Raw genomic sequence first — 17,925 nt, forward strand, 5'->3', positions numbered from 1 at the left:
ATATACGCGTACGGCGCGGCCCCTGCGATACTCACAAGAATCAAAAGCGCCAGCATTATGAATCCTAAAATTTTTATTGAGATATGCCCTCTTGATGTTTTCTCACATATCATTTCTTTCATTTACTACCCCTCCTAATACTATAGTTGATCATGCTTCCCGCAAAAGTATACAAAAATACCACTTCCAATCTCAACAAGACACTGAATGAAAAGCTCATCCTGTTCGTCTCGAATTAGAGTGGGCGAATCGGAAAATAAATTTTACATTGATGTATATCTACTAAATTCGGGATTAATACGAAAAAAGCCTGAAGTAGCCGTTAATACTACCTAAACAACTACCCACAAAATCCCCGTTTTTACATTAACAGTATTCGTTTTTCAAGTAAATAATAATGTGCAGATGTTAAAATGTTGGTATGTTTCATCCCTAAAACAGTGCTACACTTTGTCCTTTCCACTCAACAAATATATATTACTGTTAAAGTATCTTTTATTCATGACCCTTGAGCCCGTGCATATGCATAAGATCTCGGAGCTTGCAGAGAGAATTGACCAGTCATTTGAAGCTGATGACCCGAAAACGGCAGTGGATGTTTATAAGTTGCTTGAAGAATTGAAGATTGAAGGGAAGGTAATCCTTAAGGCTGTGGATCGGCTCTTCCGGGGAATGGTCAGGACCGAGCTGATGGCACAGGGCGAGGATCCCTATCCTGTTACCTATGCCTGCGACAGCGGAAGCACTAATCCCAGGACTTATGACAGCGGGCTTTTTGTAGACTTCTGCCACTGCGGGCTGGCTGCAACACCTACCGATCTTGATGTCCAGAGGTGCAGGACAATTGTCTGTGCTGCTTATTCCTCCTCTCAGAAAATAGCAATGCGTGCAACATCAGGCTGGGAAATTTTCGACGAAGGGCTCGGAAGGGCAAAGCTTGTTACAATTGCTCCGGATGAGCTGAAAAGAAAGGCTCCAGATATGGTACACAATTTTGCCATGTATCTGGCAGAGTCCGAACACCTTCTTTTTATGAAGGACAGGCTGGAACCTGACAGCTTTTTCATAATGGACGGACCCATTTACCCCAAACAGCTCATGTACTGGATGGTGCTCGATGACGATGAGGTAAGGATTCGGCAGAACCCCGACGCCCGAAAAATCCTGCAGAACTATATTGACGTCATGGACCATTTTCTGGAAAAAAAGAGTCCTGTGGTAGGGTTTGTTAAAAATCCTACTGACGTGCAGATCATGGACAGTGTCCGGAAGAAAAGGGAAGCTTTTGACCTTCCGTGGCTTCTTGATGCACAGTTTTTCAGAAACCTCCTTTCCCCAGAAAAAGCCGGCAGGGCTTCCGGGAATGGGCATAACGGATGGCACTCGAATAACGGAAATAACGGCAAGCACAACGGTCCCAGAAGTGCTTATATCACTTACACTAACTGGTTTTTGCAGCCCAACAGGTATTACGAAAAGATGCTTAATGGAACTTCTCCCCTTGCAGCAGGAGACGTGGTCCAGCAAAAGCTCAGGCACAGGTTCCCGCCTGAAGATTATGCACTCTGTTTTTTCATGCTTTACGTGCCTTCAAAGGATGTGGTTTTTAAGGTTGAAGCTCCTTACGGACTTATTAAGGATGATTTCCTGCGCATGCAAATTACTAAAAAGGTGCTCTTTGACCTTTCTCTTCACGGTTTTCCCCTTACCCTCACAAAGGCAGACCACCTCGCAAAAATCAGGAAAGTGGAGAGGCAGGAGATCGATAAGTTCTTTGAGAATATGAATCCTGATATAACTTATAATGACACCCGGTGGGGTAAGCTCAATGACATATGAAGATGCCGATATTTTTGCTTTTATTTCCAATAAGTCAAAGCCGACTTCTGCTCCTGATAAGGCTACTATTTCTGAAAAAGATGCGGGTTCAGGTGAAAACACGGGATTAAAGGAAAGTCCCGAAAATAAGGTAAAAAATCCGGAGGAAGATGTGTTTGAAGAGGCTTTCGAGCCAGGAATACCGCCAGCTTTTGAAGAGTTTCCTGTTCCTTCTCCTGAATCCGGATTTTCTGAAAAAGAAGAACTTCCGTTTGAAACGTTTGAAGAATATGATCCTGGAATCTCCAGAACCGCTCCAGCTCTGGTTGAGGCTTTCGGAATTGTTACTACAGGCATAGAACCCCTCGAAATAACACCTTCAGGAGCTACAATCACAGGATACATCTCTTCTGCCCGCAGGAGTGAAATCAGGCTCGGGACTTATGTTGTCGTGCCTTATGAAGACGGAGAAAAGCTCTTTGCAAGGGTAGGAAAACTCCAGTACAGGCAGGAATTTGCAGTGGACGATGCAACTGAAATCCACTCAAGGCGCATGCTGAATTCACGGGCAAACCCTGTAAACGAAGCCGATTACAAGTTCCTTGCCTGCCTTGACCCTCTCTGTATCCTGTACCGGAAAAAAGCTGAAGGTTCACTCACACGCAGGATGGCAGACAGAATTCCCCGCCCGAACACGCCCTTACTTCCTGTAACGGACAGGCTTGAAGTCCAGACAGGCTTGAATATTCCTGAAAAAGGAATTTTCCTCGGGCACCTGAGCGTAGGAGGAGAACTTGTAAAGACTCACTCCGAACCTGAAACCGTTGCTTATTACCTCAGAAACGATTATTCGATGGGCGACCCCCTTATTTTCAGGCATATGCTTATTTGCGGGAGCACGGGGACAGGAAAGACTTTCCTTTCTAAAAACATCCTGCGCCAGTTCATGACTGAAAACAACCGTTACAGGCTGCGCAACTCTCCCGATAAGGCGAAGAAAAACCCCTGCCTGGTAATTATGGACCCTCAGGATGAGTATTCCCAGATTTTTGAGGACAACGATACCCTGACAGAGGACGACAGGTTCAGGTTTGAATCCGAAAACGTTAATTACGGCAGGGTTCAGTCAACAAAGGCTTTTGTGGCAAAGGTTGAAGGTCAGAAGTATCCCGGAGACAAGTCAAGGGCAGAGCAGATCGAGTTTACAATTCCATTTTCCCTTGTGGAACATAACTCCTGGCTGATTGCAGCAGCAGGGATGTCCGAACTTCAATATATAGGGCTTGAAGTGCTCCTTGCAGACTTCTTCAAGTCAAGTGTGCCGCATACATATCAGAACTTTATCAGCCATATCGAAAACGAAGGAACGCGTTCTCATTACGTTGACAGCAACAGGATCCATGAGTCTTCTTACGATGGGATCGTGCGGAGAGTTAGCAGCAGATTTTTCTCAAAGGTCTTTGACCGCGATGCGACCCCGATAACTGACATCCTGAATAAAATCTTCAAGCCTGGACAGATTTCGGTTTTCCCGACGGAGTACATAAGCTCTCCCAGGATCAGGGACCTCATAGTGCTCACAATCATGAGCCTGATCGTTGACAACAAGCTCAATACTACAGGAGTTGAGGACATAAAAGAAACTCCGATCATCCTGGCGCTTGACGAAGCTCATCGTTACCTTTCAAAGGCAAACGGGGAACACGCCCGCCTTATTATTTCCCGTTTTGCGGACGCAGCCCGCCAGGGAAGAAAAGAAGCTCTCGGTCTCTTCCTGATCACGCAGGACCCTCAGGACATTGATGATACCGTCCTTAAACAGGTTAATACAAAGCTTATCCTCAACCTCAATAATGATGCTGCAATCTCATCTTTAAAAGTCCCTAAAGAATATGAACGCAGGATTCCCTACCTTAAAAAAGGGCAGATGATTATTCACAGCCCTGACAACAGTGATATCGTGGAAATTCTTGGTCTTTCAAACTGCGTTGTGAGACACCGCTAAAAAAACAGAAAATTGAAATTAAAGAACCTGATTTTTCAGGAAAAAGTTATCTGCTCATGCCTGCCTTATGAAGTAAGGCATGTGTCTCTTCTTTTTCTTCCTGGTATGAAAGTGCTCTCAAGTACTTTCATTCTTTGGGCATGTTATTCGAAGAATATCATGCGCGTTTTTTTAGAAAACATAAGCTTTTAATTAGAAGATATTATAATTGAGATTAAATATAAATGTTTATATCCAATAAACTCCTTCTATCTATGAGAGCTTTATATAAAGTTTCACTCGAGTGGGTGATTGAGGCATCTAATAAACAGGCGTTGCGTAATTAAAAATCTATTTGGGCTAGATGTGGTAGATGATTTGTGGTGTGAAAGTGGATTAGATGCCTCATTAACTCCTATGTACAGGTTATTTATAAAATTTGTGCTGATTTTTTGTGTATCACTCCTAATATAATTCCGTCTCTGCATATCTCTTTTTGCGCTCTGTCGTGTGTTTTTTCTATAGTTCTGTTTTATTCTTTTTTATTCTTAAACGTATACTCAGCTCAATCCAGAGTAAAGATTAGAGGGAATTTTTGTGGCAGGATTTTTTTTCTGATTTGATTTTCTTCTCTACTTCTCAGTAAATATCTGCCCTTCTGGATTTGCACAATCTCAACAGTAGTCTCTTAGGAGTCTCTTAGGAGTACTTTTGCGAGTTTCTTATGCCTGAGCTCGACGTGCCCTTAGAAAAAAAGGAATAACGCTTTTATAGGGGGATTTAAAGCTTTTGAGTTTTTACAGGTTATATTGCTCTACTTTGTGAGAAATCACTTTTTTGCCATAACAAATAGCATGTTCGTTTTTTATTCTAAATATACGATATAAAAGTTTATATATGATGATTCTCTATCCCACTTAGCGTTGCTTTATGTGGTATTGAGGCATCTAAAAAAAGGCGTTGTGTGACTTAAAAATCTATCCGGGCTAGATGTGATAGATGATTTGTGGTGTGAAAGTGGATTCGATGCCTCATAAACTCCTTTGCACAGGTTATTTATATACCTTGTGTTCACTCTGCACACAACCCTCCAAAACTATTATTTTAAATCCTGTTTTTCTCTTTTTGGACTTTTTAAACTGTCTTTTTTTAGCCAGATTTTTTCAAATGTTTTCCTGTAAAAAGGAACGTATTTCAACAGGAACTGTACTGAAAGGCACTTTTAATACTTACCTTTAATGCCGACTTTTAATATTGTAATGTGTCTTCGCACCTCTACACCAATTTTAATGAAAATCTCTTTTAGGTTTTAGATTGATGTTTTTCGACACAATCATTACCAAGTGCCGTTTCAGCAGTGATCAAACTTATTTATTCCTGAGGCGGTTTGAATACTTCCAGGTTTGCCCAGTTAAATTTGTCTGGAGGGCATGCTCTTATGCATTTCTGGCAGTGTGCACCTTCGCAGAGGTCAGTGCTTATCATAATCCTGTTTTCTTCGTCTATTGTAATGGCATCATTGGGGCAGACCTTTATGCATTTTTTACACTCGGGGCAGTCGACGACAACCATGGTCATATAGGTCCCTACCCTTTCCAGAACATGCAGACCTTCTTCCCCTAGCACCGGAATATCTCTTTCCACGCGCTTATCCACAACAGGATTGCTTATGGGTTCGTCAAGTGACGGAAGCCCTTTCTTTTTAAGATATTTCTTAAACATCTTGAAAGGCATTCCTTCTTCCCAGTACGCAAGTTCAAGAACATAGGCATCCCGGAATTCGGGAACAAGTGCAAACGTTATGTGAGTACCTATTATCTGGTTTGCAATGTCCTGGAGTTCCCATAATCTTTCTTCCGAAAGCAGAATTTCTCTTGCAACCGCAAGAGATGTATTTCCAAGCTGGGCAATTTTTCCTGTAGAATAAGGTATTAACCCAATCTTCTGGGCTTTTACTGCATCCATATATGTTCCGGCAGCTCCTGCCATATAGGCAGTATCGATATCTGTCAGTTCAATGCCTGCAGCCGCACATAGGGTGATATGCCCTGCCCTGATCGCTCCAATTGCTTTTCCTGCTTCTTTAACATCGTGTTCCGAGAAGGTTATTTTGTTCTGCAGGTGAAGAAGTCCGTCCGGAGTCTTAACTTTTGGAAGTTCTACCAGGCCGTGTGCAAGGGACTTTTCTAACAGGGCAATAACTCCCGTACCTGTGATTCCTTTTGCTTTTATTTTTCCTTCTTCAAGGATTTCTCCGGTCTTAGGATCGACAAGATCTCCTGGATCTGGTTTCATTTCTTCATTTAGCACGTAATTTCTTAATGCTCCATCCTCAAATTCAAAATCCGAAATTGCAAAGGGAGATGCAAGTGTTCCGTGTTTTATCTGCTGCCCTTCAAGAGCCGGGCCTGCAGCTGCCGAGCCTGTATAAATGATATCTTTTACTTTGAGAGCCATCTCGGCATTTGTACCATAGTCCGTTGCAATCGAAATTTCATCGCTGTCTAGCATCCCCGATTTGGTTATAAGAGCAAGGGCATCGGCTCCAACCTCGTGTTTTATTGCAGGAGGGACTACAACTTCGCAGTTAAATTCCTCAAGCCCTGAGATTTCAGTGCTGGAGATTATTCTTGCGTTCCTCTTTTGTTCCTGTATATTGTACTTCTGTTTCTTACGCTCGCCTGCGTATGCAAGGTCTTCAATACTGATTCCCTGAAAAATAGATAGCTGGATAGGATTTCCGCAGATAGAAAGTCTGTCCAGTTCCCCGCTTTGCACATCAAGTGTCTGCAGCAGATTTTTTACTGCATTTACTGAAAGTCCATGAGCGAGATCCTGCCCGTAGTGAATTGCGAAGTCCATGTGATCCATCACATTCGCTCCGGGAAGAGGATTTCTCAGCGTAATTACTGTTCTTTTGATTTCTTTTGTATCAAGGTCAATCTTCTGAGCTCTATATCCACTTGTTCCCAGGTCAACTGCAACTCCATATCTCATAAAAATCCTCTCATCTTTTATTTTGCCGGGTGTTTTGAAATATCACTTAAGCCGTTTGAGATTTTCCGTAATATTACTTTGAAAAATGACGTATAAATAAATGCAGGGATTTATTCTTCCCTATATATTTTAATCTCTAGCCAACTTTTTAATTATCCTGTATTGTTTTTCAAAAAATGCCTTTTCTAGCTTTGATTTTGCTTTTGCAAGCAGATTAAACATTCAGGTTTTTTTGCTCAAAAAAACAGATATCGGGAGAAATACGGGTAGGATATTTTTATATACTACAAATGTCTTTGTATAGCTGATGAGCTAGTCCGGGTAGGTCGGCGTTACCTGTAACCCGAAATCGCCGATACGCGGGGGACGAAGCCAAAGGAAGATGCGCCAGAGAGATTCCAGCCTGAAGTCTCAACTGAGAAGCTCCGTCCTGCTTGGATGGTGCAGGTATGCGGACTTGCTGGAAAACAGGTTCTCATACCCTAATCCGTGGAAACCGGTCGAGGCCCGGAAGGGAGCAGACTCACTGTGGGCAACTGTCGCTTGCGGGGTCGCGGGGTGGAGAAGAGATCTCAGTCTACTGGAGACTCCGAGTCACAACGACCTGCGGTGTGCTCATCACTAAACATTTTATCAAATCTTTTCAAAAGCTTGGTTTTATAATATTATTGTGATTTTCTTGATTAGTCCCTTAGAATTGTTTTCTCTCCGGAAAAGGTTAAATATATGAAATGCATTGTAGGGGACGCGTTTATAAAGTTCAATATGACGAGATAGCCAAGCCCGGTATGGCGCGGGATTGCTAATCCCGTGATGCCCTGCATCCCGGGGGTTCGAGTCCCCCTCTCGTCGTTTCTTTTTTAAGAGTTTTTTCTATTTTTTCCAATTTCTGTTTTATCTGTATTTTTTCCTCATCTGTGTGTAAATTTTATATAAGATCTCGTCTTATACCTGTAAGTAAAGGTTCAGTTTTATGCCCTCTCACTCAGTCTCATAACCTGCGGGCTAAGGCTTAATCTACAAAATGAATCGAGTCAAAACAATGAAACGGATATCATCAGGAATACCTGAGCTTGATGCAAGAATTGGCGGCGGATACCTTGCAGGCAGAGTCCTGCTTATCACCGGAGATACCGGGACTGGCAAGACGACTTTTACAATTCATTTTCTGCACAGGGCATGCCTTGACGGCAAGAAATGCGTTCTGGTTGCAACAGAAGAACTTCCTGAAGATATTCTTGATCTCTCTGAAATGCTTGGTCTCGGACTTACGAAATATTATGAAAACGGTCAGCTTACAATCGAGAAATCTTTCCAGAATCGTTCAGAAAAGGTCCAGACTTCAAAATTCGGTTTTACTCCTGAGGGACTGGAAATAGAGCTGCCCACACTCTCGGACTATGTGCCTGAAGGAACCGATGTCGTAGTTATTGATAATATTGGAGTTTTTACTCTCAGACTTTCTATTCAGGACTTCAGAGATCAGTTTGATGCGTTAAACTTTATACTGAGCACCAGAGGCGACTGCACGGCAATGTTCGTCATGGATGATACCGCATGCAAGATGACCCATAACCTTGCTGAATATTCGGTAAGCGGCTCTCTTAGGCTTATGGTAGACGAAAACCCCTATACTGGAAATATTGAGCGTTACATAAGGATCCCTAAAATGAGACGGACATGCCTCAGTCTGAACCCTATAAGGTTTGAAATTACCTCATCAGGAATTAAACTCCTTTAAGATATCTGATCCGCATCTTACTATATTTTTTATATTCTTTTTTGTTTCAAATATTGTGTTTGTTTTGATTTTATATCTTTCTTCTGTACAGTATAAATATAATATTTAATATATGAATTCTCTTCATGAAAAGATTTATACTATTAAACCATATTTCTTATTTGATTAATAAACAAAAAACTTCAGGTTTTTTCTTTTTACTTGGTTAAAACGACTGAATCAAACTTTAATGTACTAGAAAAAGTATTTTAATGATATAATTAATAATGCTATAAAGTTATCAATACATATAGTAAAAATTTAAACAATAGTTCCATCATTACTTAACACTTATGTCCAACTTTGTGAGGGGACTAATCCAAGGTGGGGTGAGCTTCTATGATTTCTAAAAACGAGAAATCTCCGGATGACTCAGAAAGGTCAGAAAAGAATGTACGTACAGGCGAGGAAGAAGATACTCTGTCAGGGAAATCCTATCTTTTACAGGTACCTGTCAAGAAAATTCCTTATGAAGGTAATATTAATATACATGTTGACAGCCCTCAGGCTGATAAGAACACTGATACAGATAATATCCTTCAGGAAGTTTCAGAAAATGAGGATGCTGAAAATGAAAATACTCATCTTCCTGATATGAAAATTAAGATTGAAAGCAGGAAAACCAAATCTGTACTTGAAACTGTTCAATTTAAGAGCTTTTCTCCGGAAACTGGAGATGAGGAGAATCCGAAAACTGAAGTTCTGCCTGAGTCTCCTCTATTTGTGGATGAACACGAAAGTAAAATTTCAACATCTTCTGATGGAGGGGCAAGTTCTGAACCGAAAACTTCCGTTTCTACCGAAGTGACCCCTGAAAAGAAATCTGCTGTATCGACAGAAGCAACACCTGAAAAGAAAGTTGAACTTATCCTTGAAACTGAAAACAAAGGCATTTTCCCTCCTCCTGCCGGGCCTCATCATGAGGAAAGTACAGATGATACTAAGGGCGGAGTTGTGGAGTTAAAAAGTTCTCAGGAAACAAAAGAGGAGAAAAAAGTTCGAACTCCGGGTAAAGCCAGAAAGGATACACATAAGGCAAAAATTAAGAAAAAATCCGGATTTGCCGGAAATATGAAAGATCTGACCCGCGATATAATGGGGATCAAAGAAGGCGAAAAATTAAGTGACAAACTAAAGGAATTCTTCAATGAAGTAAAAACCCCTGAAGGGGCAAAAAAGAAGTTTGCCGAAATTATCCGGAGTTTGAAGGATGAGGAAATAAGGGTTCTGCCGCCTTATGATCCTGAAACCTGCGGCCCTCTCCTCGAATACGAAATTCCTGCCGGATTTTCTGAAATCGAACGCTACTGGGTAGAAGAACCTTACGCTTTTGTCAGCATAATCGAAAACAGGGAAATGAAATACTATTATGTTGTCGAGCCCACGCTAACCACCTATGAAAAGACTGTTCTTGAAAGAGTCAGAAACAACCTGGAAGACGTTCTTACCCAGGAGGATATGATCGCTGGAAAAGAGAAAGACGTCATTCTTATTAACAGGGCTATGCGGCTTTTTGATCAGTACTACAGTACTCTTGAAGTTTCCTCCATTCATAAAATAATGTATTTCCTCAGAAGGAATTTTATCGGATATGAAAGGATTAATCCGCTAATTCGTGACCCGAATATCGAAGATATTTCCTGTTCGGGTATTGAGATCCCTATTTATCTTTACCACCGAAAGCACAACAACATTGTGACCAATATTCGCTTTGGGGAAAAAGAACTCGACTCCTTAGTTGTCAAGCTCTGCCAGAGGAGCGGCAAGCACATCTCTATAGGAGAGCCGATTGTAGATGCAACTCTTCCTGACGGGTCAAGAATTCAGGCAACCCTCGGAAAAGAAGTTACAACAAGGGGCAGTTCTTACACTATCCGTAAGTTCAAAGGAGACCCGATAACTCCTGTTGACCTTATGAGATATGGCACATGCAGTATAGAGATGATGGCTTATTACTGGATTGCCATTGAAAACAACATCAGTGTACTTTTTGCAGGCGGTACTGCTTCGGGTAAGACCTCTCTAATGAATGCAATTTCTCTTTTTATCCCCCGGCTATCAAAAGTAGTATCCATTGAAGATACAAGGGAGATTATGCTTCACCATGAAAACTGGATTGCAGGCGCTACCAGAAAATCGTTTACCGTAGGCGGTACCGGGGAAGTCTCGATGTATGAGCTCCTGAAAGCTGCTCTCAGGCAACGCCCTGAATATATCCTGGTAGGTGAAGTCCGCGGTAAGGAGGCTCTTACTCTTTTCCAGGCAATGTCAACAGGGCACACCACCTACTCAACAATGCATGCGAGCGATGTGCAGACTGTGGTTAACAGACTTGAAAACGAGCCCATCAACGTACCGCATGTAATGATGCAGGCCCTTGGTATCATCTGTATCCAGATGCAGACCTATGTCAATGAGACCAGAGTGAGAAGAACCAAAACAATAGTGGAGATTACAGGGCTTGACGCAAGGTCAGGAAGTCTCAGGATCAATGAGCTTTATCGCTGGGAGCCGGTGCACGATAACTTCAAGCGGGCAGGCGATTCCTATGTGCTTAACGAGATTATGAAAGCAAGGGGATGGAGCCCTGATAAGCTCTTCATTGAATTTAAAAACCGGGAACAGATCCTCGCCTATATGGCGGCAAAACAGATTCGTGATTATGTGAGCGTTTCTCTTATAGTACACATGTATGCTACAAACCCGCAGCTTGTAATGGAAGCAGTTGGAAACGATACCTTGCGGGATATGGTAGCACACCACAGTTAATTGGGGGTACCATGAGCGCTATAACTACCGTGGCATTCAGGATCTTCGGAGAAAAAATTCTTGAGAAAGAAGAAAAGTTTGCCCTATTCAAAATAAAGCTTCGTCAGGCTCAGATTCCCCTGCCTGTAGAACAGTATGTTTCAACTGCAGTTTTATTTTCCCTACTTGCGGGAATTTTTGGCGGGCTCGCGGGCTTACTTATCGGGAAGTATCTTTTCAGGGGCATAACTCCTGAAAAAATTGTCTCAACATTTGGTGTCTCGCACAGGGTAACAAGGGCAGTTGAGACTCCTGCATTTATCGAATCCCATCTTCCTTTTATCCTTACGGTTGTAGGCGGACTCATTTTCTTTTTGATGATTGCTGCCCTTACCTATGGGCTTATCATGGCATACCCACCCATGAAGGCTGATAGCAGGAAGCGGGCTATTAACGCAATAATGCCCCATGCTACAGCTTTCCTCTATGTCCTGCAGAGGGGCGGAGGCATGACAATCTATGATATCATGAAGTCACTTTCGAATCATGCTCACCTTTACGGGACAACTGCTCGCGAATTCGGAAATATCGTCCGGGATATTGAATACTTTGGAAAAGACCTTCAGGATTCTCTCTGGGACGCTGCTGATAGAACGCCTTCCGAGCAGTTCAAAGATCTTGTTGACGGTCTGATTTCGATAGTCTCCAGTGGGGGAGACATTACACTTTATCTGAAAAACAAAACTGATGTTTATAAATCGAATGCAAATAAAGAACACAAGCGTTTCCTTGAAACTCTAGGGCTCCTCGCAGAGGTTTATATTACGGTATTCGTTGTAGGCCCCCTTTTCCTTATGGTTATCCTCGTGGTCATGAATATGATAGATAATGGGGGACCTACCCAGCTCTATATCCTTGTATACGGGGCAATTCCGTTCGGAACCATGATTTTTCTTGTCTTCCTGGATATGCTTACAGGAGACGCGGAAAAGATGCCTGAAGAAAAAATCTCCGCGACCAGGCCGGATTCTTTCAGTGATGTCAGAGTAAAACCAGCAACAGAGAAGGATGAAGAACTTCTCCAGAAAATGGAGTTTTATGAAAAGGTCTCCAGGGTGAAAAGAGTGCTCCTGCACCCTATTAGGGCTATGCTTGACAGACCTGTATATGCTTTTACAGTAAGCATCCCTCTTGCACTGGGATACTTTGTTTCTGCTTACATGAAACACGGGCCATACAATGAAGGATTCGTTGAAACTGCATCAATTCTTGATGACTATATCTATGTAACTCTTCTTGTTCTTTTCATTCCTTACATAATCTTCCACGAACTTGAAGTCCGGAAGATCCGGCAGATTGAGGATCAGGTTCCTGAATTCCTTAAAAGGCTTGCAAGTATCAATGGTACAGGAATTCTGCTCGCAGATGCCATTGCCATTACAGCCCAGTCGAATATGGGCAGGCTTAAATCCGAAATTAAAGCTACAGTTGCCGATATCCGCTGGAACTCAAATCTTGTAGAGGCCCTGAAGCGTTTCGAAGCCAGAATACGGACCAACATGACCAGGCGCAGCCTGAGCCTTATTGCCAAAGCAAGCGAGTCCACAGGAGATATACATCAGGTTATCAGCACGGTTGCGGATGATGCAGATATCGAGAAAAACCTTAAAAAAGAGCGTTCTGCAGAGATGTTTATCTATGTCTTCATTATCTTCGTAACCTTCTTTGTCTTCCTGGTAATCGTGTATGTGCTTGCTGCGTTCTTCCTGCCTGCTCTTGATGGTTCCAGCAACCCGGCAATGTCCATGGGAGGTTTTAACCTGAAGGAATATACCCTCCTCTTCTTCCATGCAGCTCTCCTGCAGGGTTTCGGCTCAGGGCTGGTTGCAGGTAAAATGGGTTCAGCAAACATTTCCTCCGGGCTCAAGCACTCACTTGCCATGATGTCAATATCTTATATACTGTTCGTGGTGTTTATCTGAAATTTCAGGTGGAGGTTAAGCCTTCGGAACTTTCCTGAAGGCTTTTCACTAACTTTTTTGCTGCAGAGTCGGCCTGCCTCATAATATTTTTTTCATAGCATGCTGCAGGGATGATATTTATATCATTTAAAAATTAAACCTCTATTAATGTCACTGGATCTTTTAACTGCCCTGCTAATTATATTCGGGGTCTCCATACCTGTAGTTTTTATTTTCTTCAGGTTGAAGATCTCTCCGCTTGTGGGTTTCTTGATTGCTGGCATCCTTGTCGGACCATTTGGTTTGGGGCTGATTCGGGAGACCGAGAATATTGAAGTTATGTCTGAAATCGGAGTCGTTCTGCTGCTCTTTACTATAGGAATAGAGTTTTCCCTGAGCGATCTCTTGAAGATCAAGCGAATTGTGCTCATGGGGGGAGGGCTGCAGATTTCTATTACAGCCACTGTTGTTTCTGTTATCTTATGGTGGCTTGGCTACTCCGCTGAAGCTGCCGTTTTCATGGGACTTATTGCATCTCTTAGCAGTACTGCTATTGTGCTGAAACTTCTTCAGGAGAAAGGAGAGATCTATAGCGCTCATGGAAGAATCGCACTTGGGATCCTTATTTTTCAGGACATTGCAGCGGTTTTGATAATTATTCTTGCCCCTCTTCTTGCAGGAGAGTCAGTAGTCGGAAGTGATCTCCTGGAGATTTTGTTTAAGGGAATCGGGCTTGTTCTTATCACTCTTGTAAGTGCCCGTTACTTAATTCCCCATCTCTTATTCCATGTGGCAAAAACACGTAACAGTGAACTTTTCCTGTTGAGCATAGTAGTAATAGGTCTTGCTGTTGCCTGGATGGCTTCACTGGCAGGTCTTTCACTTGCTCTTGGAGCGTTTCTTGCAGGGCTGATCATCTCTGAGTCCGAATATGCCACACAGGCACTGGGAAACATTATGCCTTTCAGGGACATGTTCATGAGCATCTTTTTTGTTTCCACAGGCATGTTGCTGGACCTTGATGTGATGAGAAAGCACCTGTTCCTCATCCTCGCAGCTACTGCTTTGATTTTTTTCCTGAAAACTTTTGTAAATGCTCTTACTACTTTTATCATAGGTTTTCCTCTGCATACGATGATTCTTGTTGGCTTCTCTCTGGCCCAGATAGGAGAGTTTTCACTTATTACAGCGAAAGTAGGTTTTGAGAATGGGATTCTTGCTGGAGAAATATATCAGGAGTTTCTGGCTGTTACTGTACTTTCCATGGTGTTGACTCCTTTTTTAGTGGATCTGGGATACTACTCAGCAGCTTCAAGCAGGCAGCTTTCCCTGCCTAAAATACTTTTATATGACCGGTACAGAACTTTTCAGGAAGAAGGACAGAAAGAAGAGCTTGAAAATCACCTGATTATTATAGGCTTTGGAGTTAATGGAAGAAATGTAGGAATTGCTGCTCAAAAAACTTCAATCCCTTATATGGTAATTGAAATTAATCCTGAGACCGTCAGGCAGGAAAAACAGAAAGGTGAGCCAATCATTTACGGGGATGCAGCTCAGGAAGCCGTACTTGAACATGCAGGCATCCGGACTGCAAAAGCAGTTGTAATTACTGCAGGTGACCCTGTAAGTTCCTGGAGAATCATTGAAACGGCCAGGAGGCTTAATCCGGGTGTCCACATTATTGCACGGACGCACTTCCTGAATGAAATAGACGGTTTCTATACTATAGGAGCCAATGAAGTTGTCTCAGACGAATTTGAATGTTCCATAGAACTTTTTGCCAGGGTGCTCAACAGGTACATGGTTCCGGGTAATGAGATTGAAGCTATGGGTGAAGAACTAAGGGCTGACCATTACAGGATGCTTCGCTCACCTGAAATGCGCAGGAAGACTTTCTGTGAACTCCCTCTTGATTTCTCCGATGTTGATGTCCGAAGCATAAGGGTGGGAAAATACTCGAAAGCATCAGAAAAAACCATTGGAGACCTTAATCTCCGTAAGATGTACGGGGTTTCAGTTCTTGCAATATCCAGGAATCACAGGCTTATATATGACCTTGGAGCTGAGACGGAGCTCTATCCTGATGATATCCTGCTTGTAATAAGCCCTCCTGAAAGATTTGAAGAAATTAGAGGGCTTTTTGAAGATAGAGATGGATAAAGATCCACTCTTCCTTCAATATTTTTCCAGCGGCTTAGACAATCGGAGTTGATTTTTCCAATTGTTCATGCAGTAGACAAAGATTTGAAGAGAACTGAGGATAAGTATGCCTTATCCTGTAACACCCTCAAAGAACTTCCTCACGTTGAGTAGATTTTCAGGCTTTCCCAGAAGAACGCAGACATCTTTTGCCTGAAGAAGGAAACCCCCTTCAGGAGTGTGGATTATGTTCTGGCCTCTGCGAACTGAAAGTACGGTTACCCCATGCTTCTTTCTGAATTCCATCTCTGCAAGGGTTTTTCCATCAAAACTTGAACCGCTTCCTACTTTAAGAACCTGAATATCTACGCCAGGAAGCTCGTCCTTTATGCTGAATCCAATATCATTACCCGGGTCGACGGACAGTTTTCGCAATCTCCTGTAGCCGTTAGCTCTCAAATCGCTTACCATTTTTTCAATATTTTCCTTTGGTACAAGATACTTTTCCAGCAGGCGGACAAATATTTCCACTGAGGTTTCGTATTCTTCAGGAATGATTTCATCCGCGCCCAGGGCATTGAGCCGTTTCATTTCCTGCAGGTCCCGAACCTTTGCAATTACACATACATTAGGGTTCAACTCTTTTGCCTTCTCTACAATTTTTCTTGTAGAATCTTCATCAGAGATCCCAACCACTATAACTCTTGCATTTTTTATTCCTGCGTGTTCAAGGACAGCTCCTAATGTTGCATCTCCATATTGTATTTGCTCTCCTTTCGTTTTTTCCTGCTTAACAATATCGGGATTTGTTTCCAGGATAATATATGGAATCCCTGCAGCTTTTGCAGCTTTCGAAATTGTCTTCCCGGAAAAGCCAAACCCTACCACTATAAGATGGTCTCTCATATCAGGTCCAACACATTTTTTTTCTTCAAAAGATTCAGAGCAGAATCCGCGTACCAGTTTCATGCCAAAGACAGTCTCTGACGCCTTTCGGACTATAAAATCTGCAGGTTTGTAAGAAGCATTAATCAAAAAGGGTGTAATTCCCATAGTGATAATTGAAACCGCCAGAAATGCCTGGTAAATATCATCTGACAGGAGAGAATATTCTACACCCAGCTTGGAAAGAACAAACGAGAATTCTCCTACCTGTGAAAGCGCAAGTCCTGTGATTATGGTTGTACGTAGTGGATATCCAAGAATGATAGTGATGAGTACTCCGGCAATTGATTTTATTATAATAAGGGAAAATGCTGCAAGAATCAAAAGAGGGAGGTGGTCAAGCAGATAACTGAGATCAAGAAGCATCCCTATGGACACGAAGAAAAAGCTCATGAACATGTCTTTTAAAGGCAAGATATTGCCCATAGCCTGCCGGCTGTACTGGGACCCAGATATAATAATCCCGGCTAAAAAAGCTCCAAGAGCCAGGGATAACCCTATTCTGTAGGTAAAGACAGCTGCAGATAAGCAAACGAAAACAACGCTTCCAAGGAATAACTGTTTGCTGCCTGTCCTGCCTACATAGTAAAATATTCCGGGAACTATAAGTTTGGCGCTCAGGATGAAGAAAAAGATGATTAGTGAGCCTTTGAAGAAAATACTTGAAAAGGCTCCATCAAAACTTATAGAACTTCCTGCAAGTATCGGAGTGATCAGGATAAGAGGTACGATAGCCAGGTCCTGAAAAATCAGAATTGCCAGTGAAGTTTTTCCATGTGGAGTATCAACCTCATTTTTGTCCTGAAAAACTTTGAGTACTATTGCTGTACTGCTAAGTGATATTAGAAACCCTATAAAAACAGATGTAGCAGAGCTAAATCCAATCCCTGTGCAGACTATGAATGCGAGTGCTGTTGTAAAAAGTATCTGAAGGGTCCCTCCTGCCAGCACAGCCTTTTTCATTTTCCAGAGCTCATGTAAGGAGAGGTCAACACCTATCGTAAATAGCAGAAAGACCACGCCAAGCTCGGAAGTCATATCCACATTGTCCCCTCCGTTCAGAATTCCAAGCCCATAAGGTCCTATCAGCATTCCGGTTACAAGAAAGCCCAGTATTGGTGGGAATTCAAATCTATAAAATATAGTAAGAATGACGACTGCAAATCCAAGAATTACGTTAACATTCGCCAGTAAATAGTCTTCCATCTATATTATCCTCCGGAAAACGCAATAATAAAATCCTGTTGTGGTGTTTACTAAATTCATTCATGAGGTAGTATTGAAACTGGAAATTAGAAACAGTATGAAGAGACAGATGCAAAATATAATCTCAACAAATCTTAAAAAATTATCAGCCATGCAATTAAATATGACACATTCTTATTTAAATTATTTGCACAGTAATCTTTGAAGTATGTCTGACACTATGGGATTGGAAAATCTCGACTATTATTGCAGACTGCTGAAAATGTCTCAAATTCTGAATTGTCAAAAGTCATACTTACTAATTTTCTATCCTTTTTTGGCGCAATAATTTTGATATTTTTCACAAT

8 protein-coding genes, 1 tRNA gene and 1 other RNA gene are annotated in these 17,925 nt (G+C 42.1%); 8 read left to right on the plus strand and 2 right to left on the minus strand.

Going from position 1 to position 17,925, the window contains the following annotated elements:
* The first annotated feature begins 501 nt into the window (after positions 1 to 501).
* Together PLL47_RS08345 and PLL47_RS08350 are read left to right on the plus strand one after the other, a co-directional pair.
* Positions 502 to 1,839: a DNA double-strand break repair nuclease NurA gene (locus tag PLL47_RS08345; protein WP_324445733.1), complete on the plus strand. Its 1,338-nt coding sequence runs from the start codon at positions 502 to 504 to the stop codon at positions 1,837 to 1,839.
* Entirely contained in the window at positions 1,829 to 3,823 is a 1,995-nt protein-coding gene (locus PLL47_RS08350; RefSeq protein WP_324445734.1) for an ATP-binding protein, read from the plus strand. The genes PLL47_RS08345 and PLL47_RS08350 overlap by 11 nt, the downstream gene beginning before the upstream one ends.
* A 1,350-nt stretch (positions 3,824 to 5,173) precedes the next feature.
* Here PLL47_RS08350 and PLL47_RS08355 read toward each other — a convergent pair.
* Positions 5,174 to 6,799: a methylamine methyltransferase corrinoid protein reductive activase gene (locus PLL47_RS08355; RefSeq protein WP_324445735.1), complete on the minus strand. Its 1,626-nt coding sequence runs from the start codon at positions 6,797 to 6,799 to the stop codon at positions 5,174 to 5,176.
* Positions 6,800 to 7,104: 305 nt separating this feature from the next.
* Between PLL47_RS08355 and ffs the strand changes: the two genes are divergently transcribed.
* The 6 genes from ffs (at position 7,105) to PLL47_RS08385 (ending at position 15,448) form a co-directional block, all read left to right on the plus strand.
* Positions 7,105 to 7,420: signal recognition particle sRNA (gene ffs / locus PLL47_RS08360), an RNA gene on the plus strand.
* A gap of 146 nt (positions 7,421 to 7,566) precedes the next feature.
* A tRNA-Ser gene (locus tag PLL47_RS08365) sits at positions 7,567 to 7,651 on the plus strand.
* A 190-nt stretch (positions 7,652 to 7,841) separates the two neighbouring features.
* Entirely contained in the window at positions 7,842 to 8,540 is a 699-nt protein-coding gene (locus PLL47_RS08370; RefSeq protein WP_324445736.1) for an RAD55 family ATPase, read from the plus strand.
* 1,110 nt (positions 8,541 to 9,650) lie between these two features.
* Positions 9,651 to 11,348 (plus strand): type II/IV secretion system ATPase subunit, encoded by a 1,698-nt coding sequence (locus PLL47_RS08375; RefSeq protein ID WP_502883688.1) that lies wholly within the window; start codon positions 9,651 to 9,653, stop codon positions 11,346 to 11,348.
* Between the two features lie 11 nt (positions 11,349 to 11,359).
* On the plus strand, positions 11,360 to 13,309 hold the full coding sequence (locus PLL47_RS08380; RefSeq protein ID WP_324445738.1) for a type II secretion system F family protein: 1,950 nt from the start codon (positions 11,360 to 11,362) through the stop codon (positions 13,307 to 13,309).
* Between the two features lie 147 nt (positions 13,310 to 13,456).
* Positions 13,457 to 15,448, plus strand: coding sequence for a monovalent cation:proton antiporter family protein (locus tag PLL47_RS08385; RefSeq protein ID WP_324445739.1), 1,992 nt, complete (start codon positions 13,457 to 13,459; stop codon positions 15,446 to 15,448).
* Between the two features lie 111 nt (positions 15,449 to 15,559).
* Here PLL47_RS08385 and PLL47_RS08390 read toward each other — a convergent pair whose 3' ends face one another.
* Entirely contained in the window at positions 15,560 to 17,578 is a 2,019-nt protein-coding gene (locus PLL47_RS08390) for a monovalent cation:proton antiporter family protein (RefSeq protein ID WP_324445740.1), read from the minus strand.
* Positions 17,579 to 17,925 lie beyond the last annotated feature (347 nt).

This window comes from Methanosarcina sp. (assembly GCF_035390745.1).
Taxonomy (GTDB): Archaea; Halobacteriota; Methanosarcinia; order Methanosarcinales; family Methanosarcinaceae; genus Methanosarcina.